The organism is Mycobacterium sp. SM1, from assembly GCF_018361265.1.
Lineage (GTDB): Bacteria > Actinomycetota > Actinomycetes > Mycobacteriales > Mycobacteriaceae > Mycobacterium.
The window spans coordinates 403,702-425,720 of sequence record NZ_JAFLNH010000003.1 but is presented as its reverse complement, the minus strand read 5'-3'; the positions used below and the strand labels follow the sequence as shown (position 1 = coordinate 425,720).

The 22,019-nt window shown below is 70.3% G+C and carries 20 protein-coding genes and 1 pseudogene; 7 read left to right on the top strand and 14 right to left on the bottom strand.

Going from position 1 to position 22,019, the window contains the following annotated elements; translation table 11 throughout:
• Window positions 1-36: 36 nt before the first annotated feature.
• Genes hisH through hisD form a run of 4 tightly spaced genes read right to left on the bottom strand, consistent with a single transcriptional unit; the run spans window position 37 to window position 3,705 of the window.
• Window positions 37-657, bottom strand: a complete 621-nt coding sequence (hisH, locus tag MSM1_RS15030; RefSeq protein ID WP_213443691.1) for an imidazole glycerol phosphate synthase subunit HisH — start codon at window positions 655-657, stop codon at window positions 37-39.
• On the bottom strand, window positions 654-1,277 hold the full coding sequence (gene hisB, locus MSM1_RS15025) for an imidazoleglycerol-phosphate dehydratase HisB (RefSeq protein ID WP_213443685.1): 624 nt from the start codon (window positions 1,275-1,277) through the stop codon (window positions 654-656). Before hisB ends, hisH begins: the two co-directional genes overlap by 4 nt.
• The gene (locus MSM1_RS15020; RefSeq protein WP_213443681.1) at window positions 1,274-2,392 is read right to left on the bottom strand and encodes a histidinol-phosphate transaminase; all 1,119 of its coding nucleotides are present in this window, start codon (window positions 2,390-2,392) and stop codon (window positions 1,274-1,276) included. Before MSM1_RS15020 ends, hisB begins: the two co-directional genes overlap by 4 nt.
• The gene (hisD, locus tag MSM1_RS15015; RefSeq protein WP_213444489.1) at window positions 2,389-3,705 is read right to left on the bottom strand and encodes a histidinol dehydrogenase; all 1,317 of its coding nucleotides are present in this window, start codon (window positions 3,703-3,705) and stop codon (window positions 2,389-2,391) included. Before hisD ends, MSM1_RS15020 begins: the two co-directional genes overlap by 4 nt.
• Window positions 3,706-3,807: 102 nt before the next feature.
• Here hisD and MSM1_RS15010 point away from each other — a divergent pair, with 102 nt between their 5' ends.
• Window positions 3,808-4,218 (top strand): nitroreductase family deazaflavin-dependent oxidoreductase, encoded by a 411-nt coding sequence (locus MSM1_RS15010; RefSeq protein ID WP_213443675.1) that lies wholly within the window; start codon window positions 3,808-3,810, stop codon window positions 4,216-4,218.
• A 75-nt stretch (window positions 4,219-4,293) separates the two neighbouring features.
• Here the strand turns inward: MSM1_RS15010 and nadC are convergent, their stop codons facing one another.
• From nadC to nadA, 3 genes are all read right to left on the bottom strand, one after another.
• Window positions 4,294-5,151, bottom strand: coding sequence for a carboxylating nicotinate-nucleotide diphosphorylase (gene nadC / locus MSM1_RS15005; RefSeq protein ID WP_236056639.1), 858 nt, complete (start codon window positions 5,149-5,151; stop codon window positions 4,294-4,296).
• Window positions 5,152-5,213: 62 nt separating this feature from the next.
• A complete protein-coding gene (locus MSM1_RS15000; RefSeq protein ID WP_213443669.1) occupies window positions 5,214-6,791 on the bottom strand; it encodes an L-aspartate oxidase in 1,578 nt (525 codons plus the stop codon).
• Window positions 6,788-7,846: a quinolinate synthase NadA gene (gene nadA, locus MSM1_RS14995; RefSeq protein WP_213443667.1), complete on the bottom strand. Its 1,059-nt coding sequence runs from the start codon at window positions 7,844-7,846 to the stop codon at window positions 6,788-6,790. The genes MSM1_RS15000 and nadA overlap by 4 nt, the downstream gene beginning before the upstream one ends.
• Before the next feature lie 48 nt (window positions 7,847-7,894).
• On the opposite strand from nadA, the gene MSM1_RS14990 reads away from it, so the two are divergent.
• Together MSM1_RS14990 and MSM1_RS14985 are read left to right on the top strand one after the other, a co-directional pair.
• Window positions 7,895-8,599 (top strand): NUDIX domain-containing protein, encoded by a 705-nt coding sequence (locus MSM1_RS14990; protein ID WP_213443662.1) that lies wholly within the window; start codon window positions 7,895-7,897, stop codon window positions 8,597-8,599.
• Between the two features lie 42 nt (window positions 8,600-8,641).
• Window positions 8,642-9,979, top strand: coding sequence for a lipase family protein (locus tag MSM1_RS14985; RefSeq protein WP_213443656.1), 1,338 nt, complete (start codon window positions 8,642-8,644; stop codon window positions 9,977-9,979).
• A gap of 31 nt (window positions 9,980-10,010) precedes the next feature.
• On the opposite strand, the gene MSM1_RS14980 is transcribed toward MSM1_RS14985, so the two are convergent.
• The 7 genes from MSM1_RS14980 to MSM1_RS14950 all read right to left on the bottom strand — a co-directional run bounded on the left by MSM1_RS14980 (window position 10,011) and on the right by MSM1_RS14950 (window position 15,910).
• Entirely contained in the window at window positions 10,011-10,661 is a 651-nt protein-coding gene (locus tag MSM1_RS14980; RefSeq protein WP_213443652.1) for a DUF2567 domain-containing protein, read from the bottom strand.
• Window positions 10,658-10,909, bottom strand: coding sequence for a hypothetical protein (locus MSM1_RS14975; RefSeq protein ID WP_236056636.1), 252 nt, complete (start codon window positions 10,907-10,909; stop codon window positions 10,658-10,660). The genes MSM1_RS14980 and MSM1_RS14975 overlap by 4 nt, the downstream gene beginning before the upstream one ends.
• 50 nt (window positions 10,910-10,959) lie before the next feature.
• Complete coding sequence (gene bioB, locus MSM1_RS14970) at window positions 10,960-12,009, bottom strand: biotin synthase BioB (protein ID WP_213443640.1); 1,050 nt, start codon at window positions 12,007-12,009, stop codon at window positions 10,960-10,962.
• A gap of 252 nt (window positions 12,010-12,261) precedes the next feature.
• On the bottom strand, window positions 12,262-12,771 hold the full coding sequence (locus tag MSM1_RS14965) for a 2'-5' RNA ligase family protein (protein WP_213443634.1): 510 nt from the start codon (window positions 12,769-12,771) through the stop codon (window positions 12,262-12,264).
• A complete protein-coding gene (bioD, locus tag MSM1_RS14960; protein WP_213443629.1) occupies window positions 12,771-13,451 on the bottom strand; it encodes a dethiobiotin synthase in 681 nt (226 codons plus the stop codon). The genes MSM1_RS14965 and bioD overlap by 1 nt, the downstream gene beginning before the upstream one ends.
• Window positions 13,448-14,605 (bottom strand): 8-amino-7-oxononanoate synthase, encoded by a 1,158-nt coding sequence (locus MSM1_RS14955; RefSeq protein WP_213443626.1) that lies wholly within the window; start codon window positions 14,603-14,605, stop codon window positions 13,448-13,450. Before MSM1_RS14955 ends, bioD begins: the two co-directional genes overlap by 4 nt.
• Before the next feature lie 6 nt (window positions 14,606-14,611).
• Window positions 14,612-15,910, bottom strand: a complete 1,299-nt coding sequence (locus tag MSM1_RS14950; RefSeq protein ID WP_213443621.1) for an adenosylmethionine--8-amino-7-oxononanoate transaminase — start codon at window positions 15,908-15,910, stop codon at window positions 14,612-14,614.
• An 84-nt stretch (window positions 15,911-15,994) separates the two neighbouring features.
• Between MSM1_RS14950 and MSM1_RS14945 the strand changes: the two genes are divergently transcribed.
• From MSM1_RS14945 to glgX, 4 genes and pseudogenes are all read left to right on the top strand, one after another.
• On the top strand, window positions 15,995-16,432 hold the full coding sequence (locus tag MSM1_RS14945; protein ID WP_213443615.1) for a hypothetical protein: 438 nt from the start codon (window positions 15,995-15,997) through the stop codon (window positions 16,430-16,432).
• Between the two features lie 543 nt (window positions 16,433-16,975).
• Window positions 16,976-17,476 (top strand): NlpC/P60 family peptidoglycan-binding protein RipD, encoded by a 501-nt coding sequence (ripD, locus tag MSM1_RS14940; RefSeq protein ID WP_213443609.1) that lies wholly within the window; start codon window positions 16,976-16,978, stop codon window positions 17,474-17,476.
• A gap of 125 nt (window positions 17,477-17,601) precedes the next feature.
• Window positions 17,602-19,760 (top strand): annotated as a pseudogene (locus MSM1_RS14935) (acyltransferase family protein).
• Between the two features lie 37 nt (window positions 19,761-19,797).
• On the top strand, window positions 19,798-21,963 hold the full coding sequence (gene glgX / locus MSM1_RS14930; protein ID WP_213443598.1) for a glycogen debranching protein GlgX: 2,166 nt from the start codon (window positions 19,798-19,800) through the stop codon (window positions 21,961-21,963).
• Window positions 21,964-22,019 lie beyond the last annotated feature (56 nt).

Below are 22,019 nucleotides of genomic sequence, written 5' to 3'. Positions count from 1 at the left end.
GCGGTTGCGTCGCGCAATGCGCTGTCGAAGACATCCTCACAGTCCCTCGACCCAGTTGCTCAGCAGCGCCGCCCCGGTATCTCCGCTTTTTTCCGGGTGAAACTGGGTGGCCGCCAGCGCGCCGTCCTCGACCGCGGCCAAAAACGGGACATGGTATGTGGCCCAGCTCAGCAGCGCGCCGGGCGCGCCTTCCCAGCGCTGGGCGGCGTAGGAGTGCACGAAATAAAACCGGGCATCTGGGCTTAGACCCTTGAACAGGGCGCTGCCCGGTGCGGCTTGCACCACGTTCCAGCCCATGTGCGGGATGATCGGGGCGTCCAGCAGGGTCACCGCACCGGGCCACTGCCCGCACCCCGGCGATTCGACCCCGAACTCCACGCCGCGGGCAAACAGGATCTGCATGCCCACACAGACCCCCAGCACCGGGCGCCCCGCCGAAACCCGTTGGGCGATGATCCGGTCCCCGCGGATGGCCCGCAAACCCGCCATGCACGCCTGAAACGCCCCGACGCCGGGCACCACCAGCCCGTCGGCGGCCACGGCGGCGCGGGCATCCGCGGTCACCTCCACCGTGGCGCCGGCCCGCTGCAGCGCGCGTTGCGCGGACCGCAGATTACCCGAGCCATAGTCCAGCACCACAACGGATTTGCTTTTCACAGAACACCTTTGGTGGAGGGTACCCCGGTTGCCCGGGGATCGGGTTCGACGGCCCGGCGTAACGCGCGGGCCACGGCCTTGTACTGAGCCTCGGTGATGTGGTGCGGGTCGCGGCCGTAGAGGACGCGCACGTGCAATGCGATGCGGGCACCGGCGGCCAGCGTCTCGAACACGTGCCGGTTGACGACGGTGTGATAGGGCACCCCGCTGCCCGCAATCGTGAAGTGCCGCAGATGATCCGGCTCTCCGATGTGCACGCAGTAGGGCCGCCCGGACACGTCGACGACGGCGTGGGCGAGTGCTTCGTCCATCGGAACGAACGCGTCACCGAAGCGGCGAATACCCGTTTTGTCACCGAGCGCCTCACCCAGCGCCTGGCCGAGCGCGATCGCGGTGTCCTCGATGGTGTGGTGGGCTTCGATGTGGGCATCGCCCCTGGCGCGCACGGTCAGATCGAAGCTGGCGTGGTAGCCCAGCGCGGTCAGCATGTGGTCATAGAACGGGATGCCGGTGTCGATGTGGGCCTGGCCGGTGCCGTCGAGGTCGAGGTCGACGACGACCTGGCACTCCCGGGTGCTGCGTTCGATCCGTGCGCGGCGGCTGGCGGCGGTAAGTGTCACGGTGCTCCTAGGGGTTGGGCCAGCTCGGTGGCGGCGATTCGCGCGCTGGCATCCAGAAACGCGTCGTTCTCCTTGGCTAATCCCGTGGTGACGCGCAGGTATCCGGGGACGCCCACGTCGCGGATCAGCACACCGGCATCCAGGTAGCGCCGCCAGGCGGCGGGCGCATCGGCGAAGCGTCCGAACAGCACAAAGTTGGCGTCGCTGGGGATCACCCGAAACCCCATGCCGGCCAACGCCGCCGAGACTCGTTCGCGCTCGGCGACCAGCCTCGCGACGCTGGCCAGGGTGTCGTCGGCGTGCCGCAGCGCGGCGCGGGCGGCGGCCTGGGTGATCGACGACAGGTGATAGGGCAGGCGCACCAACAGCATCGCCTCGACGACCGCGGGCGTGGCGGCCAGGTATCCCAGCCGTCCGCCCGCGAAAGCAAAAGCCTTGCTCATGGTGCGGGTGACGACCAGCTTGGCCGGATACTCCTCGAGGAGGGCCACCGCGCTGGGCTGCACGGAGAATTCGCCGTAGGCCTCATCGAGGATCAAGATGCCGGGTGCCGCGTCAAGCAGCTGCCGCAGTTCGGGCAGCGAAACACTCTGTCCGGAAGGGTTGTTGGGGCTGGTGACCAGCACCACGTCGGGCTGGCTCTCGGTGATGGCGGCAACGGCGGCGCCGACGTCCAGGCGGAAGTCCTCGGCGCGCATGGCCGTGATCCACCGGGTGTGGGTGCCCCCGGCGATGATCGGGTGCATCGAATAGGACGGGACGAACCCGATGGCGCTGCGCCCCGGCCCGCCGAACGCCTGCAGCAGCTGGTGCAGGATCTCGTTGGAGCCGTTGGCGGCCCAGATGTTTTCCACGCCCAGCCGGGCTCCGGTCTGCGTGCTCAGGTAGCGCGCCAAGTCGGCGCGCAGCGCCAGCGCGTCGCGGTCGGGGTAGCGGTGCAAGCCCGCCGCCGCCGCCCGCACCGAGCGCACCAGGTCGTCGAGCAGCGCCTCGGTGGGCGGATGCGGGTTCTCGTTGGTGTTCAGCCGCACCGGAACCGCCAGCTGCGGCGCCCCGTAGGGTGCTTTGCCACGCAGGTCGTCGCGCAGCGGCAGGTCCACAAGCGTGGGGTTCATCGCTCGAATCTCCGCCGGATGGCCTCGCCGTGGGCGGGCAGCTCCTCCGCTTTGGCCAGTGTGATCACATGCCCGGAAACGTCTTTTAGCGCCGCTTCGGTGTAGTCGACGACGTGGATGCCGCGCAGGAAGGTCTGCACCGACAGGCCGCCGGAATGCCGGGCGCAGCCCGCGGTAGGCAGCACATGGTTGGAGCCCGCACAGTAGTCGCCGAGGCTGACCGGCGACCAAGGGCCGACGAAAATCGCACCCGCGGAACGGATTCGGCCTGCCACACCGGGAGCGTCAACGGTGTGGATCTCCAGGTGCTCGGGGGCGTAGGCGTTGACCGTGCGCACCCCCGCGTCAAGATCGTCGACGAGGATGATCGCCGACTGGTGCCCGGTGAGCGCGGCCGTCACCCGCTGGCGGTGCACGGTGCTGCGCAGTTGAGAGGCCAGTTCGTTATCGGTGGCCTCGGCCAATTGCGCGCTGGGCGTTATCAGCACGCTGGCGGCCATCTCGTCGTGCTCGGCCTGGCTGATCAGGTCCGCGGCCACGTGAGCCGGGTCCGCGGTGTGATCGGCGAGGATGGCGATCTCCGTCGGCCCGGCCTCGGCGTCGATGCCCACCCGCGAGCGGCAGAGCCGCTTGGCGGCCGTGACGTAGATGTTGCCGGGCCCGGTGATCATGTCGACCGGCGCCAGCTCGGCGCCGTCGGTGTCGGTACCGCCGTAGGCCAAAAGCGCCACCGCCTGGGCCCCGCCGACCGCCCAGACCTCCTCGACCCCCAGCATCCGGGCGGCGGCCAGGATCGTCGGATGGGGCCGCCCGCCGAACCGCGGCTGCGGCGGGCTGGCCACCACCAGCGAGCCGACCCCGGCGGCCTGCGCCGGCACCACGTTCATCACCACGCTGGACGGGTAGACGGCGTTGCCGCCGGGAACGTACAGGCCCACCCGCTCGACGGGAACCCAGCGCTCGGTGACCGTCGCGCCCGGTCCCAGCTGGGTGCTGCGGTCGCTGCGGCGCTGCCCGTCGTGCACCGCGCGGGTCCGCGCGATCGCCACCTGCAGCGCGTCCCGGACATCGCGAGCCAGTCCGGCCAGCGCGGCGTCCAGCTCCGCCGGCGCGACCCGCACCGCCGGGGGCCGCACGTGATCGAACGACTCACAGAACTCCAGCGCCGCGGCGGCCCCCCGCGCCGCCACCGCCTCCACGATCGGGCGCACCGTGGGCAGCACCGCATCCACGTCGGCGCTGCCGCGGGGCAACGCTGCCCGCAACCGGGCGGCGGATAACTGGGCGCCCCGCAAATCGATACGGGCCATCAACGGCGCTGAGGTAGTCACCCGATCATTGTCCCAGAACGGCTCCTCGATATCGTCGCGCATCGGTGCAGCGTCGCATACTCGCTTAAAACGAACGGAGCCGTCATGTCAGCACAGGATCATCCCAACAACGCCCCCGGCGTCCCAATGGTCTTTCCGCCGTGGCTGGAACGCTTCCAAATCCGCTACGTCAACCCGCTGCTCAAGCCGGTAGCGGGCTATCTTCCCGGGACCGCGATCATCGCCCACCGCGGCCGCAAGTCCGGTACCCCGTATAAAACCGTTGTGACCGCCTACCGCAACGGCCCGCTGCTGGCGATCGCGCTGGCTCACGGGAAAACGAACTGGGTCAAAAACGTGTTGGCCGCGGGCGAGGCCGACGTGCGGCTCCTGGGCAAGACCGTGCACATCACCAATCCGCGGGTGCTGGCCGCCGGCAGCGACGCCGCCGGGTTGCCGTGGATGGCCCGGGTGCAGGCCCGCCGGGTCGGCGTGCTCGTCGCCGACGTCGCGTAACAGCGGCGTGTTCGTCGCCGACATCGCCTCCAAGCGCGCGGCCGGCCGCGGGCGCGCCCGGGCGGCCGTTTGCCGCTACAGATCCAGACCGATATCCAGGGCCCGCGCCGAGTGGGTCAGGGCGCCCACGGCCAGGTAATCCACCCCGGTGCCGGCGTAGGCGGCGGCGGTGCCCAGGGTGAGCCCCCCGGAGGCCTCGAGCTTGACGGCGGGCGCGCGGGCATCACGACGCTGCACCGCGGCCTGGGCCTGCCAAACGGTGAAGTTGTCCAGCAGCACCAACTCCGGCTCCTCGGCCAGCAGCTCGTCGAGCTGCTCCAGCGAATCCACCTCCACCTCGCACGGCAGATTGGGTGCCGCCGCGCGCACCGCCCGCAGCGCGGCGACCACCGATCCCGCCGCCGCGACGTGGTTGTCTTTGATCAGCGCGGCGTCCCCCAACCCGAGGCGGTGATTGACCCCGCCGCCGACGCGCACCGCGTATTTCTGCAGCGCCCGCAGCCCGGGCAGGGTTTTGCGGGTGTCGCGGATCCTGGCCTTGGTGCCGCGCACGGCGTCGACCCAGGCCGCCGTGGCGGTGGCGATCCCGGACAGGTGGCACAGCAGATTCAGCAGGGTCCGCTCGGCGGTCAGCAGGCCACGCGCGTCGGCCTGCACCCGCAGCAGCGTCGCGCCCGGCTGCAGCCGGGCGCCATCCTCGACGCGGTCGAGCACCCGGTAGCCGCCGGGCCCGAGCACCTCGTCGAGCACCAGCAGCGCGACGTCCACTCCGGCGATCACCCCGGGCTCGCGAACTCTCAGCGACGCGCTGACCTTGGCCCCTAGCGGCACCGTCGCCGCCGTGGTGATGTCCGGGCCGTAGCGCAGATCCTCGTCCAGGGCGCGGCTGATCGTGGCCCGAGCCGCAACCAGCTCGGCGTCGGACAATGACATGGCCGACGACATGGCGCCGCTCCTCCCCATCGCTTCGCCCTGCCTTGTCGCCGGCGCGGCCATCAGCACACCCCCGCCGGCGCCTCGACGCGCACGCCGTCCTCGGCCCCGGCCAGCCGGACCACGACGCTTCGCGCCTGATCCGCAGCGGCGTGGGGGTAGTCGGCGCGACGATGGCATCCCCGGCTCTCTTCGCGGGCCAGCGCGGCGGCGGTCACCGCCCGCGCCGTGACACTCAGCGCCACGTCTTCGAAGTCGGCACGGCTTGCCACCCGGCGAACGGGCGCCGCGGACAGCAGGCCGGTCAACCGGCGCAGTCCGCCGGCCGTGCGGACCACCGACGCGTCCCGGGCCATCGCGCGCTGCAACTGCTCGCGCGGCAGCGCTGTCTGCGGCAACGGCTCGGGCAATCGCGCCCGGACACGCCCGGCGGCCGCGGCATGCGCGGCGGCGGCCCGTCCCGCGCGGCCCCCCACGACAAGGCCTTCCAGCAGGCTGTTGGAGGCCAGCCGGTTCGCGCCGTGCATCCCGGTGCGGGCCACTTCGCCGGCCGCGAACAACCCGGGCAGCTCGGTGCGCCCGTCGACGTCGGTGACGACACCCCCGCAGCTGTAGTGCGCCCCCGGCACGACCGGAATCGGTTGGCGGAGGGGGTCCACGCCGATCGCCCGGCAGGCGGCCGTGACGCTGGGAAAGCGCGATGCGAAATCGGCGACACCGCGGGCGTCGAGGTAGACGTGCGTGTCGCCGGTGGCCTTCAGCCGGGCGTCGATGGCCGCCGCGACAACGTCGCGCGGCGCCAGATCCCCCATCGGGTGTATGCCGTCTGTTATCGAATTACCTTGACTATCAAGCAAAATTGCGCCCTCACCACGAACGGCTTCGGTGATCAGCGGGCGGCGGCCACCGGTGCGGCCGTCGAAGAGCATGGTCGGGTGAAATTGGATGAACTCGATATCGCTGACCGGCACCCCGGCCCACAACGCCAGCGCGACGCCGTCGCCGGTGGCGCCCTCGGGGTTGGTGGTCGCGGCGTACAGGTGGCCCAGCCCACCGGTGGCCAGGATCACCGACGGCGCGTGCACGATGCCGAAGCCCTCGGGACCGAGCACCCACACGCCCGTCACCGCCGCGCCGTCGTGCAGCACCCGTACCACCAGGTGGTTGGGGCGGACGTTGAGCATGGCCGCCGCCCGGTCGAGCACCCGCTGCACCTCCGCGCCGGTGGCGTCGCCGCCGGCGTGGATGATCCGCCGCCGTGAATGGCCGCCCTCCCGGGTCAGAGCCCACCGGCCGGGCACCGATTCATCGAATTGTGCTCCGTCACAGACTAATTGGACCACCGCGCGGTACCCGTCGGCGACAATCGAGGACACCGCGTCGGGGTCGCAGAGACCCGCGCCCGCGGCCAGGGTGTCGGCCACGTGGGCGTCCACCGAGTCATCGGTGTCCGGCAGCGCCACCGCGATGCCGCCCTGCGCGTAGCACGTGGCGGTCGCCCCGGCTGTCCGCTCGGCCTTGCTGAGCACCACGACATCGCGGCCCGCGCGGTGCGCGGCCAGCGCGGCGGCCAGTCCGGCGACGCCGGTGCCGACGACAACGACGTCGGCGCGCTGTTCCCACTGCGCCACGGTGATCATTCGCCGCGGCCCGGCTGCCCGATCTGGATCATCCGCTGCACGCTGCGCCGCGCCAGCCGGGCCGTCTCCGCGTCCACGACGACTTCGTCGACGCCCTCGACCAGGCAGCGCAACAGCGCCGCGGGGGTGATCATCTTCATGTACTTGCACGAGGCCCGGCCGTTGACGGCCCGAAAGTCGACGCCGGGCGCGGCGTTGCGAAGCTGGTAGAGCATCCCGACCTCGGTGGCGACCAGCACCTGGCGCGCCCGGGTGGCGCGCGCGGCGTCGAGCATTCCCCCGGTGGACAGGATCTTCACCCGCTCGGCGGGGAAGGCGCCTTCCCCGGCCAAATACAGCGCAGATGTGGCGCAACCACATTCGGGGTGCACGAACAACTCGGCATCGGGGTGGGCGCGGGCCTGATCGGCGAGCTCGGCGCCATTGATGCCGGCGTGCACATGGCATTCACCGGCCCACACGTGCAAGTTGTTGCGCCCGGTCAGGCGGCGAACGTGCGCCCCGAGGAATTGGTCCGGGCAGAACAGCACCTCCCGATCCGGGTCGATGGAGTTGACCACGTCGACGGCGTTCGCTGAGGTGCAGCAGATATCGGTGAGCGCCTTAACCGCCGCCGTGGTGTTGACGTAGGAGACCACCACCGCGCCCGGGTGCTCCTCCTTCCAGGCACGCAGCTCCTCGGGAGTGATCGAGTCCGCCAGCGAGCAGCCGGCCCGCTGGTCCGGGATGAGCACCGTCTTGTCGGGGCTGAGAATTTTGGCGGTCTCGGCCATGAAATGCACCCCGCAGAAGACGATGGTGTCCGCGGGCGCGGCCGCCGCGGTCCGCGAGAGCGCCAGTGAGTCACCGACATGATCGGCGACGTCTTGGATGGCGGGCAGCTGGTAGTTGTGCGCCAGGATGGTGGCATTGCGCGCCTTGGCCAGCCGCCGAATCTCCGCCGCCCAGCGTTCGTCGGCCTGCACTCCGGTGTAGCCGGTGGGCGAGTCGCTGATGCGAGCGGGCAGGTCGCCGATGGATGGGGCCGGTGTGTCCGCACGATTCAGGACCGTCATGGCCGTTCCTTTCGCCCGTGCCGAGGTTTTCGACTTACAATCGAAAACATGGCCCATAGTAGCACCGACCACGAAGTGCTCGCCGTGGTATTCCAGGTTCGCCGCTCCGATACCGGGCACGGCGCCGAGAAACCGCAGCTCAACGTGCTGTTATGGCAGCGCGCACAGGAGCCGCACAAGGGCGCGTGGGCACTGCCGGGCGGGCGGCTGCGCGACGACGAGGACATCACCACCTCGGTTCGCCGCCAATTGGCCGAGAAGGTGGATCTGCGCGAGGTCGCCCATCTGGAACAACTCGCCGTGTTCTCCGATCCGGGCCGGGTGCCGGGCCGGCGGGTCATCGCGGCGACGTTTCTGGGGTTGGTGCCTTTCCCCGCCACCCCCGTACTGCCAGCCGACACCCGCTGGCACCCGGTGACCTCGCTGCCGCCGATGGCGTTCGACCACGGCCCGATGGTGACCCACGCGCGCACCCGGTTGATCGCCAAGATGTCCTACACTAACATCGGATTCGCTTTAGCACCAAGCGAATTCGTCGTATCTACACTGCGCGACATCTACAGCGCGGCGCTGGGCTATCAGGTCGACGCCACCAATCTGCAGCGGGTGTTGACCCGCCGCGGCGTCATCACCCAGACCGGCACCCTCGCGCGGTCCGGGCGCAGCGGTGGGCGTCCGGCGGCCCGGTACCGCTTTACCGACTCGCGGCTGCGGGTCACCGACGAATTCGCCGCGCTGCGCCCACCCGGGTGAGCCGACTGGATTCCCCAGCCGCTCTTACGTGACAATGCCCCGATGGACTGTGTCGGGGTCGCGGGCATCGGCGGCGCGGAATGGATCGGCAAGCCGCCGCACGAGGAGCTGGACCGCACGGCCCGCCCGCGGCTGCCGTCGGAGGATCCCTTCTACCTGCCGCCCCCCGGCTACCAGCACGCCGCCGCGGGAACCGTGCTGCGTTCGCGCGACGTCGAGCTGGCGTATCTGGGCCTGATACCGCAGCGAACCGCCGCCACCCAGCTGCTCTACCGCACGACCGACGTGCACGGTAGACCCCAGGCGGCCGTGACCACGGTGGTAATTCCCGGGGAGATCGATTCGGGCCGAGCCTGCCCACTGCTGTCGTATCAATGCGCGATCGATGCGGTGACACCGCGCTGCTTTCCCTCCTATGCGTTGCGGCGCCACGCCCGGGCGCTCGGCGCGTTGCCGCAGCTGGAGCTGTTGCTGATTACTGCCGCCCTGGCCGAGGGCTGGGCGGTTTCGGTGCCCGACCATGAGGGCCCCGAGGGCCGGTGGGGCGCGCCGTATGAGCCGGGTTACTGCATCCTGGACGGGGTCCGGGCGGCGCTCAGCTTCGAGCGCTTCGGGTTGTCGGCGTCGGCGCCCGTCGCGATGTGGGGGTATTCCGGCGGCGGGCTGGCGACCGCCTGGGCCGCCGAGATCTGCGCCGACTACGCGCCGGAGCTCGACGTCGTCGGCGCGGTGCTGGGGTCACCCGTCGGCGATCTGGGCCACGCCTTCCGCCGGCTCAACGGCGGCCTGCTGGCCGGATTGCCCGCGATGGTGATCGCGGCGCTGGCGCACGTCTACCCGGAGCTGGACCGGGTGATCCGGGAGCACACCAACGAAACCGGGCGCGCGCTGCTGCGCCGGGCGGAGACCATGACTACGGCCGGCGCGGTCATCCGGATGGTGAAAAAGGATGTAGGCAAATACCTCGACCGGCCGCTGGAGGAGATCCTGGCGATGCCGGAGGTGCAGCACGTCTTCGAGGACATCAAACTCGGCACCGCGGTGCCGGCGCCGCCGGTGCTGTTCGTGCAGTCCGCGCACGACTTCCTCGTCGATGTCGCCGACGTCGATGCGCTGGCCGAGGCGTATTCGGCGGGCGGAGCACACGTCACCTACCATCGCGACGCGTTCTGCGACCACATCCTGCTGCATCCGCTGTCCGCCCCGATGACGATGCGATGGTTGCAGGACCGGTTTGCCGGCCGGCCGCTGAGCCAGCATGTGATCAGGACGACGTGGCCGACGCTGCTCAACCCGATGACGTATCTCGGCATAGTGCGCCTGGGCGTGATCGCGGCGAAGATCATCACCGGCAGGGCGGTTCACCGCCGCCCGCTGTAACGACCTGCCGCCCGCCTTCCGCCCGCCGTGACTACCCGGAGGGGCTTTCCGCCGCCCCGGGCGACACGGTCACCACGGCCGTCGCCGTGGCCGGCTGCGGCACAGCCGGATAGCCGCCGAGGTCGTCGCGTGTCGCGGCGGCCGCCAGCAGGGCATACACCAGCGCGCCCGTTGAGGCCGGCACCAACAGAGTGGCGGCGATCTGCAGCGGTCCGCGACCGAAAAACACCGGCGGCGCCTCGGTGACGTAATACACCGGGTGGTCGTGGGTGAGGGGTGCCCCATCGATATCGACCGCACCGTATCGCAGGTGCACCAGCAGGGCTCCCACCGTGGCCGCGGCCGTGGCCGCGGCCACCAAACCGATCGTGAGCCCGGCGACCATCGCGGGGCCCCGGTGCTCCCGCCACTGCCACACCAGCACCGGTGCCACCACCGCAACCACGCTCAATAGGCCCAGCATCAGAACCGCCGCAACGAAGAAATGCTCGGATTCGATGCCCACGTAGTCGAGCAGTCGCTCGCCGGAACGCTGCAGCGCCACCACGGCGTGGATCGGTGGAGCTATCCACGCCCATAGCCCGCCGGTCACGACACCGGTGGCGGCCAGCCCCGCCACCACGATGACCACCGCTCGGGTCCGTGACGTGCGCGGGGCGCGATCACCCGGCCAGTTGGTCATGCCCGCTCCTGTAGGTCGGCCGAATCCACTTGCCCGTGCTGCGAACATCTCGCCCACCAGCCGTCGGGCCGCACCTGCACGACCATCCGCCGGCCGCATTGTGCACAGAAGCGGGGGGGCTCCAGGCCGAGCTGCGCCGCGGCCGGCACCGCGGCGCCGGCCGGCTCGTCCCGATGGTTGACTCCGGTGTAAACGTTGTAAGCACCGGGGCCGATCGGGGCGGGTAATTGCGGGGGCACGATCTCCAGTGTCTACAGGTTGGTACGGGCTGACCAAAAGGCTGACCGAAACGGCTGGCCTATAGGCTGGCGTTAAGCGCCTTGATCGGCATCTGCAGGTCATCGAGCAACGCCAAGTCGGCCGCGGCGGGCCGCCCGAGCGTGGTCAGGTAGTTGCCCACGATCACCGCGTTGATCCCGCCCAAGATGCCCTGCCTGGCACCGAGGTCACCCAGGGTGATCTCGCGGCCGCCGGCGAATCGCAACATGGTGCGCGGCAGCGCCAGCCGAAACGCGCCGACGGCCTTGAGCGCCTCCACTGCCGGCATCACCTCCAGCTCCCCGAACGGGGTGCCGGGCCGCGGGTTGAGGAAGTTCAGCGGCACCTCATCGGGGCCGAGTTCGGCCAGCTCGGCGGCGAATTCTGCCCGCTGCGCCAGGGTTTCGCCCATGCCCAGGATGCCGCCGCAGCACACCTCCATACCGGCCTCGCGCACCAGCGAGAGCGTCTGCCAGCGCTCTTCCCAGGTGTGGGTGGTGACCACGTTCGGGAAAAACGAGCGCGCGGTTTCGAGGTTGTGGTTATAGCGATGCACGCCCAGTGCCGCTAGCTGCTGCGCCTGGTCGGCGGTGAGCATCCCCAGCGAGCAGGCGATCTGAATGTCGACTTCGCGGCGAATCGCCTCGATACCGGCGGCGACCTGGGCCATCAGCCGCTCGTCGGGCCCGCGCACCGCAGCCACGATGCAAAACTCGGTGGCACCGGTAGCGGCGGTCTGCTTGGCCGCCGCCACCAGCGCGGGAATGTCCAGCCGGGCGCTGCGCACCGGTGAGTCGAAAACCCCCGACTGCGAGCAGAAGTGGCAATCCTCGGGGCAGCCACCGGTTTTCAGGCTGATGATGCCCTCGACTTCGACCTCGGGGCCGCACCAGCGCAGCCGCACCTCGTGGGCAAGCGCCAGCAGCTCCTCCAGCCGGGCATCAGGCAGCCGAAGCACCTGCAGCACCTGCTCGCGGCTGAGCCCCTCGCCGCGTTCGAGCACCCGCCGACGGGCGACCGCCAGGATGTCGGGGCCTTCCGGACTGCCATCGCCGGTGCCATTGCCGGGCCGGGTCGCCGCCGAAGTCACCAAGTACTCCCCTGCATCGTTGATGGCGCGGGATGCCGTCGCAGCCTGCTTGAATCGGTGTTCTGGCTAGGGTAACGGGCCGACTGCCGGCCCGCGCCGGCGGGCCGGCTGGTCACGAGCGTCAGACCCCTCGCCGCGAAAGTGCCACTGACGACAGGCCTAGTCGAGAAACGCGTCGGCAGTTGCACCCTCGCGGCGCTTGGGCGCTCGCGGCGCTTGCGGCGCTGCGGCGCTTGCGGCCGGGCCTGCCCGTCAGCCAATCGGATGCTCGGCCTTTTTCTCGCCGTCCCAGCGACGCAAGCCCTCGACCCTGCCGTGGATCTCCGCCGGGCGCCCCGCCACGCGCACCGCCCGGCCGAGCTGAGCACCGCCGACCCGGCGGGCCAGCGTGACGTGCGCGGTCCACTGCCCAGGAAGGCAGTTGGGCAGGGGCTCGGGCGCCACATGCGGCAGGCACAGCCGGTACACGTCGGCGTGCACCGCCAGCAGCTCGCTGGTGGGCACCAACAGCCGCGCGAGCACCACCTTCGCCCGGCCGAAGAGCAGCGGCGCGCCGACCACACAGTCCAGGGGAAAGCGGTGACTCAGCGGCGCCAGCGCGGCATCGACCTCGGCGGCGATGCGTTCGGCCACCACCATGGTGGCGTGCGGACGGCTGGCCGGCGCCTGGCTGGGGATGCCGGCGGCCGCCAGCTCGGCCCAGATGCCCCGGATCGTCGTTTCGGTGTCGCGGTCAAAGACCAGCTCGATCGAATGAACCATTACCCCACCAGCGCCGCCACCCAAGCCGGCTCGAAAACGCGGGCGCTCATCGCGGCAAACCCGGCCGCATCCATCGACCCGGCGCCCGCGGGCAGCGCGGCCCGCAGCGGCGCCTGGCGGGCCAGCGCACACCGGTTGGACGTCTCCACCGGCCCCGGGCGGGCCGGCCAGCTGCCGAGCACCAGCCCGGCGCACGAAACGTGCTGGGCAGCAAGCGCTTCCAGGGTCAACGCGGTGTGGTTGAGGGTGCCGAGCCCGGCGGTGGTCACCACCAGCACCCGGGCGCGCAGATCCGCCGCGAGATCGCGCAGCGTCACGCCGCCGTGAGCGAGTTCGACCAGCAGCCCGCCCGCGCCTTCGACCAGCGTCAGGCGGTCGGGACCGTCCAGCGCCCGGATGAGCTCCAGCACCTCGGCGCGGGCGGGCAGCCGCGTACCGGCCTGCTCGGCGGCCGCGGCCGGTGCCAGCGGCTGCGGGTAGCGCGCCAGGCCGGCGAGCGTGCGCACCCCGGACAACCGGGCCACCTCGGCAAGGTCGTCGTCGCCGGCGGCGGTCCCGGTCTGCACCGGCTTGCAGACCGCCACCTCGAGACCGGCCTGGCCGGCGTGCGAGGCCAGCGCCGCGGTGGCGACCGTCTTGCCGACGCCCGTCCCGGTTCCGGTGACGACCAGGATCGTCACCGCCGTGCCGGACCCAGCTCCGCCAGCACCCGCGTCAGCACGGCGCGGGCCCGGTCGAGATCGTCGGCGTCCAGCGATGCCCGCGCCGTCAGCCGCAGCCGCGACGTTCCGGCCGGCACCGTCGGCGGCCGGAAGCACCCCACCCGCACCCCGGCGTCCAGGCACGCGGCGGCGGCGCCCAGCGCCCGCTGCGGATCGCCGAGAATCACCGGCACCACCGCCGACTGCGGTCGGGGCACGGCGCAGATCTCGGCCAGGGCGGCCGCGTGCCGCAGCACCGCCTCGGGCCGCCACGGCTCGGCGGCCAGCACCCGCAGCGCGGCCTGCGCGGCGCCGACCGCCGCCGGCGCCAGCGCGGTGTCGAAGATGAACGCGCGCGCGGTGTCGATGAGGTGATCGCGCACCGCAGCCGGCCCGAGCACCACGCCGCCCTGGCTGCCGAGCGCCTTGGACAGCGTGGCCGTCATCACCACGTCGGGCGCACCGGCCAGGCCCAGCTCGTGCAACAGGCCGCGCCCGCCCGCCCCCCGCACCCCCAGGCCGTGCGCCTCGTCGACGATCAGCAGCGCGCCGTGGCGGCGGCACGCGTCATGCAACCCGCGAACGGGCGCCAGCGAGCCGTCGGCGGAAAACACCGAATCGGTGACGACGACCGCGCGCTCCTCCTCCCGCGCCGCCAGGGCGGCCTCGACGGCGTCGACATCGCCGTGCGGCGTCACCACGACCCGGGCCCGTGAGAGCCGGCAGGCGTCCACCACCGAGGCGTGCGCGTGGGCGTCGGACACCACCAGCGAGCCCGGCCCCGACAACCCGGCCACCGCCCCCAGGTTGGCGGTGTATCCCGAGGAGAACAGCAAACCCGCCGCGGCGCCGACGAAGTCGGCCAGCGCCGACTCGAATTGCTGGTGCAGCTCGGTGTCGCCGCTGACCAGCCGTGAGCCGGTCGCGCCGGCGCCCCAGGCGCGCAGCGCCGCCACCCCGCCCTCGATGACGTCGGGGTGCCGGGACAGACCGAGGTAGTCGTTGGAGGCCAGGTCGACTTCGGCGGCGACGGCGGGGCGGGGCCGCAGCTGTCGGCGCAGCCCGGCCTGGCGGCGCTGCCGGGCATGCGCGTCCAGCCAGGCCAGCGGCGAGACGCCGATCGGTGCCTTCATCGGCGTTCAGCCTACGAGCCGCGCGACCTCGACCATCGCGGAGGTGATCTGGGCGATCTCCCCCGGGCCGCAGATGAACGGCGGCATCGCATACACCAGGTTGCGAAACGGGCGCAGCCACACGCCGTGCTGCAGCGCCGCCGGGGTGGCGACCGCCAGGTCGACCGGGCGGTCGCATTCGATGACCCCGATGGCGCCGCACACCCGCACATCGGTCACCGCGGGCAGCGCCCGCGCCGGCGCCAGCCCGGCGCGCAGCCCGGCGCCGATCCCGGCGACCACCGAGCGCCAGTCCTGGCGCAGCAGCACCTCGATGCTGGCCACCGACACCGCGCAGGCCAGCGCGTTGGCCATGAAGGTGGGGCCGTGCATCAGCGCGCCCGCCGAGCTGATGGTGTGCGCGATCTCGGTGGTGCACAAGGTGGCCGCCAGACCCAGGTAACCCCCGGTGAGCGCCTTGCCCACGCACATGATGTCGGGGCTGACCCCGGCGTGGTCGGCGGCGAACAGCTCGCCGGTGCGGCCGAAGCCGGTCGCGATCTCGTCGAAGACCAGCAACACCTGATGGCGCCGGCAGATGTCCCGCAGGTCGCGAAGGTAGCGCGGGTCGTGAAAGCGCATTCCGCCCGCTCCCTGCACCACGGGTTCGACGACCACCGCCGCCAGCTCGGCGGCGTGCGCGGCCAGCTGCTCTTCGAACGCCGCGCTGTAGTGCGGGTCATAGTCGCGGGGCACCTGCGGGGCAAAGACCTGCGCGGCCAGGATGTCGGACCACAGCGCGTGCATGCCGCCGTCCGGGTCGCAGATGCTCATCGGGGTGAAGGTGTCACCGTGATAGCCGCCCCGCCAGGTCATCAGCCGATGTTTGTGGTGCTGGCCGCGGCTGCGCCAATACTGCAGGGCCATCTTCACCGCGACCTCTACCGCCACCGATCCGGAGTCGCTGAAAAACACGGTCTGCAAATCCGCCGGGGTGATGTCGACGAGCAACTGCGCCAGCCGGGCGGCCGGCTCGTGGGTCAGCCCGCCGAACATGACGTGATTCATGGTGGCCAGCTGTGCGGTCAGCGCGGCGTCCAGGGCCGGGTGCCCGTGCCCGTGAATCGCCGTCCACCAGGAGCTCATCGCGTCCAGCGCGTTGATTCGCCGGCCGTCGTGAATCAGCGTCAGCCACGCCCCGCGCGCGCCGACAGCCACCACGGGGGGCACGGTTTCGGCGCCGATGGTGCTGTAGGGATGCCACAGATGCGCGGCGTCGATCGCGCTGATCTGCTCGGGGGTTAAACCAGAGGTCACCGCGGGCATGAAGATCGAGGGTAGAGCACCCGCGCTTGTGGCCGGCGCGCCCTGGGTCGCAGAAACACCGGGTGTCGGGGAGCATTGGACGACATGGCTGCGCCGCATCAGCCCGACGGCCCGCCCCGCGGTGAGAGCGCCCGATCCGCGGGGCGGGCCGTCGGGGATCGTCCTCGGGTGCTACGGCTGCGGCTGGCGCCCTGGGATGTGATCGGCACCCTCGCGATGCTGGCGGCGATCGCGCTGGCGGCCGTGATGACCGACTGGGTGTCGCTGCTTTTTGGCTTCCTCGCGCAGGTGTGCACGGGTGAGGACTGCGAACCGGTGCCCTACGGCGTCAACTTCTACATTTATCCGGTGGTTTGGGGCGGTCTCGGGGCGGCGGTCGCGGCGGCGCTCATCGGCCCGTTCGTCTCCCTCGTCAAGGGCTGGTACATGTCCTTCTGGCCGGTGGTAGCGCTCGCGCTGGTCTTTCTCAGCGCACTGGCCGGCTCCGCGCTAACCGCCTTTAGCGTGCGCTTCTGGCATTGATCGCCGCCGGCGGCGCGATCCGCAATCCCCGCCCGTCGCCAGGCAAAGGACCGCCCGTTCCCGGGGCACGGGCTGAGATCGGGCCACCGGCCGCGATCGGGGCACCGCCCATTCCCGGGGCACGGGCCGCGATCGGGCCGCAGACGGCCCGCGGCCGCAGATGATCGGTCACCGTCCGGTCACGGTAACGACAAAGCTTCGCGTCGCTGCCGCCCGGGTGATTGCCGGCACACCACCGGCGCGTTGTCATTGTTGCTAAAGGTATTAGTGTGACTACTGTGGCTGCTGTGAGTTTCGGGCGGCCGTCACGGACGCCGTTGAGGGTGATCGGCCCGCACGAAGCCGCCAATCCGGATGCCACCGGCGATCCGGGGCCACGCCAGCGCGCTGAGACCCACCAAAGGCCCACAAAGGGGACCGCATCAGAAGGGCCACCGGCGGGGCCACCACAGGCCCCTAAAGGGCCCCACCGGGGCCACCGGCGGGGCCACCAGAGGGCCACAAAGACAGCCCACAAGAGAGCCACGAAGGAGGGGAACCCTGATGAGACACGCCTACACGATCGGCCTGGGCCTGCTGATCGCCCTGGCGCTGCCGCTGGCCGGAACCGGCCGCGCGCACGCCGACCCGAGCGTTCTGACGGCCGGCAACCAGCAGGCCATCAACTATGTGATCCAGCGCGCGCTATCGCAGCGCGGGGTGCCGTACGTCTACGGGGGCGGCAACGCCGCGGGCCCCACCCGGGGCAGCGGGCTGAATGCCAACGTCGTCGGATTCGACGCCTCGGGTCTAATCCAGTACGCCTTCGCCGGCGCCGGGATCAAGATGCCCCGAACCTCGGGCCAGCAGTGCAGCGTAGGCGTTAAGGTCCCGCCCGCGCAGGCCCGCCCCGGCGACCTGATCTGCTATGGCCCCGGTGGCAGCCAAAGCGTCGCGATGTACCTCGGAAACGGCCAGATGATAGAGGCCACCGAGCCCGCCGTCACGGTCTCGCCGGCGCGCACCGCCGGGATGACGCCGTATCTGACCCGGATAATCGGCTGACGAGGGGCGCGCGCTGGCGAGTTAGCGGGCTCGATGGCGGCGCCCCCGCGGCAAACGCGCGCCGGCGGCGAGTCCTGTAGGCCCGGACACCGGTTGGGTAGATTGTCTGGCGATGCTGAGCCTGTCTGCGACCCCCTCGGCGCCCACCCGGGCCGCCGCAGCTTTCGACTCCGCGGCGGTGACGGGCAAGCGGAAGTCGGGTTTTTACCGGCACGATCTCGACGGCCTGCGCGGCATCGCGATCGCGCTGGTGGCCATGTTCCACGTCTGGTTCGGCAGGGTGTCTGGCGGCGTGGACGTGTTTCTGGCGCTGTCCGGCTTTTTCTTCGGTGGCAAGGTCATTCGTGCCGCGCTTAACCCAGGGGGGTCGCTGTCGCTCGTGCCGGAGGTGGTCCGGCTGGTCCGCCGGCTGCTTCCGGCCCTGGTCGTAGTGCTGGCCGGCTGCGCGGTGCTCACCGTCTTGGTCCAACCGCAGACCCGCTGGGAAACCTTCGCCGACCAAAGCCTGGCCAGCCTGGGCTACTACCAGAACTGGGAGCTGGCCCACACGGTCGCCGACTACCTGCGGGCCAGCGAGGCGGTCAGCCCGCTGCAGCACATCTGGTCGATGTCGGTGCAGGGCCAGTTCTATATCGCGTTCCTGGCCCTGGTCTTCGGCAGCGCCTATGTCCTGCGGCGGCGCCTGGGCCGCCGGCTGCGAAGCCTCTTCGTGGTGCTGCTGGGCACCCTGACGCTGGCCTCGTTCGGCTACGCGATCGTTGCGCATCAGGCCAACCAGGCAACCGCCTACTACAACAGCTTCGCGCGGGCCTGGGAGTTGCTGCTGGGAGCGCTCGTCGGCGCTTTGGTCCCCTACGTCCGCTGGCCGATGTGGCTGCGCACGCTGATCGGCACCGGTGCGCTGGCGGCGATCCTGTCCTGCGGGGCGCTCATCGACGGTGTCCGCGAATTCCCCGGCCCGTGGGCGCTGGTGCCCGTCGGGGCGACGATGCTGATGATTTTGGCCGGGGCCAACCGGCAGGCTGTGCCCGGCACCCGCGAGCGGCTGCCGCTGCCGAATCGGCTGCTGGCGGCCGCGCCGCTGGTGACGCTGGGGGCGATGGCCTACTCGCTGTATTTGTGGCACTGGCCGCTGCTCATCTTTTGGCTGTCCTATACCGGCCATCGGCGTGCCACCTTCATCGAGGGCACGGCGGTGCTGCTGCTCTCCGGGGTGCTGGCCTACCTGACCCTGCGCCACGTCGAGGACCCGCTGCGGTATCGGGTGCCGGCCGCCTCCCCGGCCGTGGCGGCAGTCCCCTGGCGGAGGCGGCTGCGGCGACCGACGATGGTGCTGGGGTCGGTGGTGGCCCTGCTGGGCGTCACCTTGACCGCGACGTCCTTCACCTGGCGTGAGCATGTCACCGTTCAGCGTGCCGAGGGCAAGGAACTCAGCGGGCTCAATGCCCGCGACTACCCGGGGGCGCGCGCGCTGGTCAACCACGTGCGGGTGCCCAACCTGCAGGTGCGGCCCACGGTGCTGGAAGCCAAAAACGACCTGCCGCCGTCGACGAAAGACAACTGCATCAGCGACTGGCACAACCCGGCGCTGATCAATTGCGCCTACGGCGACAAAGACGCCACCAGGACCATCGCACTGGCCGGCGGGTCGCATGCCGAACACTGGCTGACCGCCCTGGACCTGCTCGGCCGCCTGCACCACTTCAAGGTGGTGACGTATCTGAAGATGGGCTGCCCGTTGTCCACCGAGGAAGTCCCGCTGATCATGGGCAACAACGCCCCCTACCCGCAATGCCATGAGTGGGTGCAAAAGACGATGGCCAAGCTCATCGCCGACCACCCGGACTACGTGTTCACCACCTCCACCCGGCCGTGGAACATCAAGCCCGGCGACGTGATGCCGGGAACGTACATCGGGATCTGGCAAGCGTTCTCCGACAACAACATTCCCATTCTCGCCATGCGGGACACCCCGTGGCTGGTCAAGGACGGCCAACCGTTCGTGCCCGCGGACTGCCTGGCCAAGGGCGGCAACGGGTTATCGTGCGGGATCAAACGGTCCGACGCGCTCTCCGACCACAACCCCACCCTCGACTTCGTCGGGCAGTTCCCGCTGCTCAAGCCGCTGGACATGAGCGACGCGGTGTGCCGCGCCGATGTCTGCCGTGCGGTCGAGGGAAACGTGCTGATCTACCACGACGCCCATCACATCTCCGCGACTTACATGCGCACCCTGGCCGCCGAGCTTGGCCGCCAGATCGCGGCGGCCACCGGGTGGTGGTGACACCCGCCGGGCACCCGTCGGGGCTACCCTCGATGTGATGCCGTCCAACGAGTCAGCTGCCCGGCCAGACACTGAGCCCGGCTCGGTCGCGCCACCCACCGTGTGGCCCGGCAGTGCCTATCCGCTCGGCGCCACCTACGACGGCGGCGGCACCAACTTCGCGTTGTTCTCCGAGGTCGCCGAGAAGGTCGAGCTCTGCCTGATCGCCGACGACGGCACCGAGTCGCGGGTCCGCCTCGACGAGGTCGACGGACATATCTGGCATGCCTATCTGCCGACCGTGACTCCCGGCCAGCGGTACGGGTTTCGGGTCTACGGGCCCTTCGACCCGGCGGCCGGACACCGCTGCGACCCCAGCAAGCTGCTGCTCGACCCGTACGGGAAAGCGTTTCACGGCGATTTCGATTTCGGGCCGGCACTGTTCTCCTACGACACGGCGGCCCCCGATTCCCCCACCCTGCCGATGATCGACTCGCTGGGCCACACCATGACCAGCGTGGTGATCAACCCGTTTTTCGACTGGCAGTCCGACCGCGCCCCGCGGATCCCCTACCACGAGACGGTCATCTACGAGGCGCATGTCAAGGGCATGACCCAGGCACACCCCGGGATCCCCGCCCCGCTGCGCGGCACCTACGCCGGGCTGGCCCACCCGGTGATCATCGACTACCTCAAGTCGCTCAACGTCACCGCCATCGAGCTGATGCCGGTGCACCAATTCATGCACGACTACCGGCTGCTGCAAAAGGGTCTCCGAAACTACTGGGGATACAACACCTTCGGGTTCTTCGCCCCGCACAACCAGTACGCGGCCAACCGGCACTCTTCGGTGAGCGAATTCAAGGCCATGGTCCGCACCTTTCACCAGGAGGGCATCGAGGTCATCCTCGACGTGGTCTACAACCACACCGCCGAAGGCAACCACCTGGGTCCGACAATCAATTTCCGCGGCATCGACAACGCCGCCTACTATCGCCTCGACGACCAGGACCCGCGGCTCTACAAGGACTTCACCGGCACCGGCAACAGCCTCAACGCCCGCAATCCGCACACCCTGCAGCTGATCATGGATTCGCTGCGCTACTGGGTGCTCGAGATGCACGTCGACGGGTTCCGTTTCGATCTGGCCGCCACCTTGGCCCGCGAGCTGCACGACGTCGACCGATTGAGCGCGTTTTTTGACATCGTGCAGCAGGATCCGGTGATCAGCCAGGTCAAATTGATCGCCGAGCCGTGGGATGTCGGGGAAGGCGGCTACCAGGTCGGCAATTTCCCGGGTTTGTGGACCGAATGGAACGGGAAGTACCGCGACACGGTGCGCGACTACTGGCGCGGCCAGCCCGCAACCCTCGGGGAGTTCGCGTCCCGGCTCACCGGATCGTCGGATCTCTACGAGGCGACCGGCCGGCGCCCCAGCGCCAGCATCAACTTCGTCACCTGCCATGACGGGTTCACGCTGGCGGATCTGGTGTCCTACAACGAGAAACACAACGAGGCCAACGGCGACGACAACCGCGACGGGGAAAGCTATAACCGCTCCTGGAACTGCGGTGTGGAGGGCCCCACCGACGACCCCGACATTCTGGCGCTGCGCGGCCGGCAGATCCGGAACTTCTTGGCCACGTTGATGGTGTCGCAGGGCACCCCGATGATGTCGCACGGCGACGAGATCGGGCGCACCCAGTTGGGCAACAACAACGCCTACTGCCAGGACTCCGAATTAACCTGGGTGGACTGGTCGTTGGTCGACAAGAATGCCGATCTGCTGGCCTTTACCCGCAAGGTGACGGCGCTGCGTAAGGCCCACCCGGTCTTTCGCCGCCGGCGGTTCTTCGAAGGGGCGCCGATCCGCAAGGGCGAGCAAGTGCGCGATATCGCCTGGTTGACACCGGCCGGCCGGGAGATGACGCCCGAAGACTGGGACAGCCAGTTCGGCAAGAGCATCGCCGTGTTCCTCAACGGCGACGCCATTCCCTCACCGGACGCGCGCGGCCAGCGGGTCGTCGACGACTCGTTTCTGCTGTGCTTCAACGCCCATGACCAGGCGGTGAAATTCGTTACGCCGCAAGACCACTACGCCCGGGTGTGGACGGCGGAACTGGACACCACCGACCCCGCCGGCGACAGCGACCTGGTGGTGGCAGCCGGCGACAGCATCGTGGTTCCGGCCCGCTCGCTGCTGGTGTTGCGCAAGACCGCCTGACGCCGGGCTCTTCCGCCACCAGCCGGCTAGCCCACGGCCACCGGCCGGATAGCCCC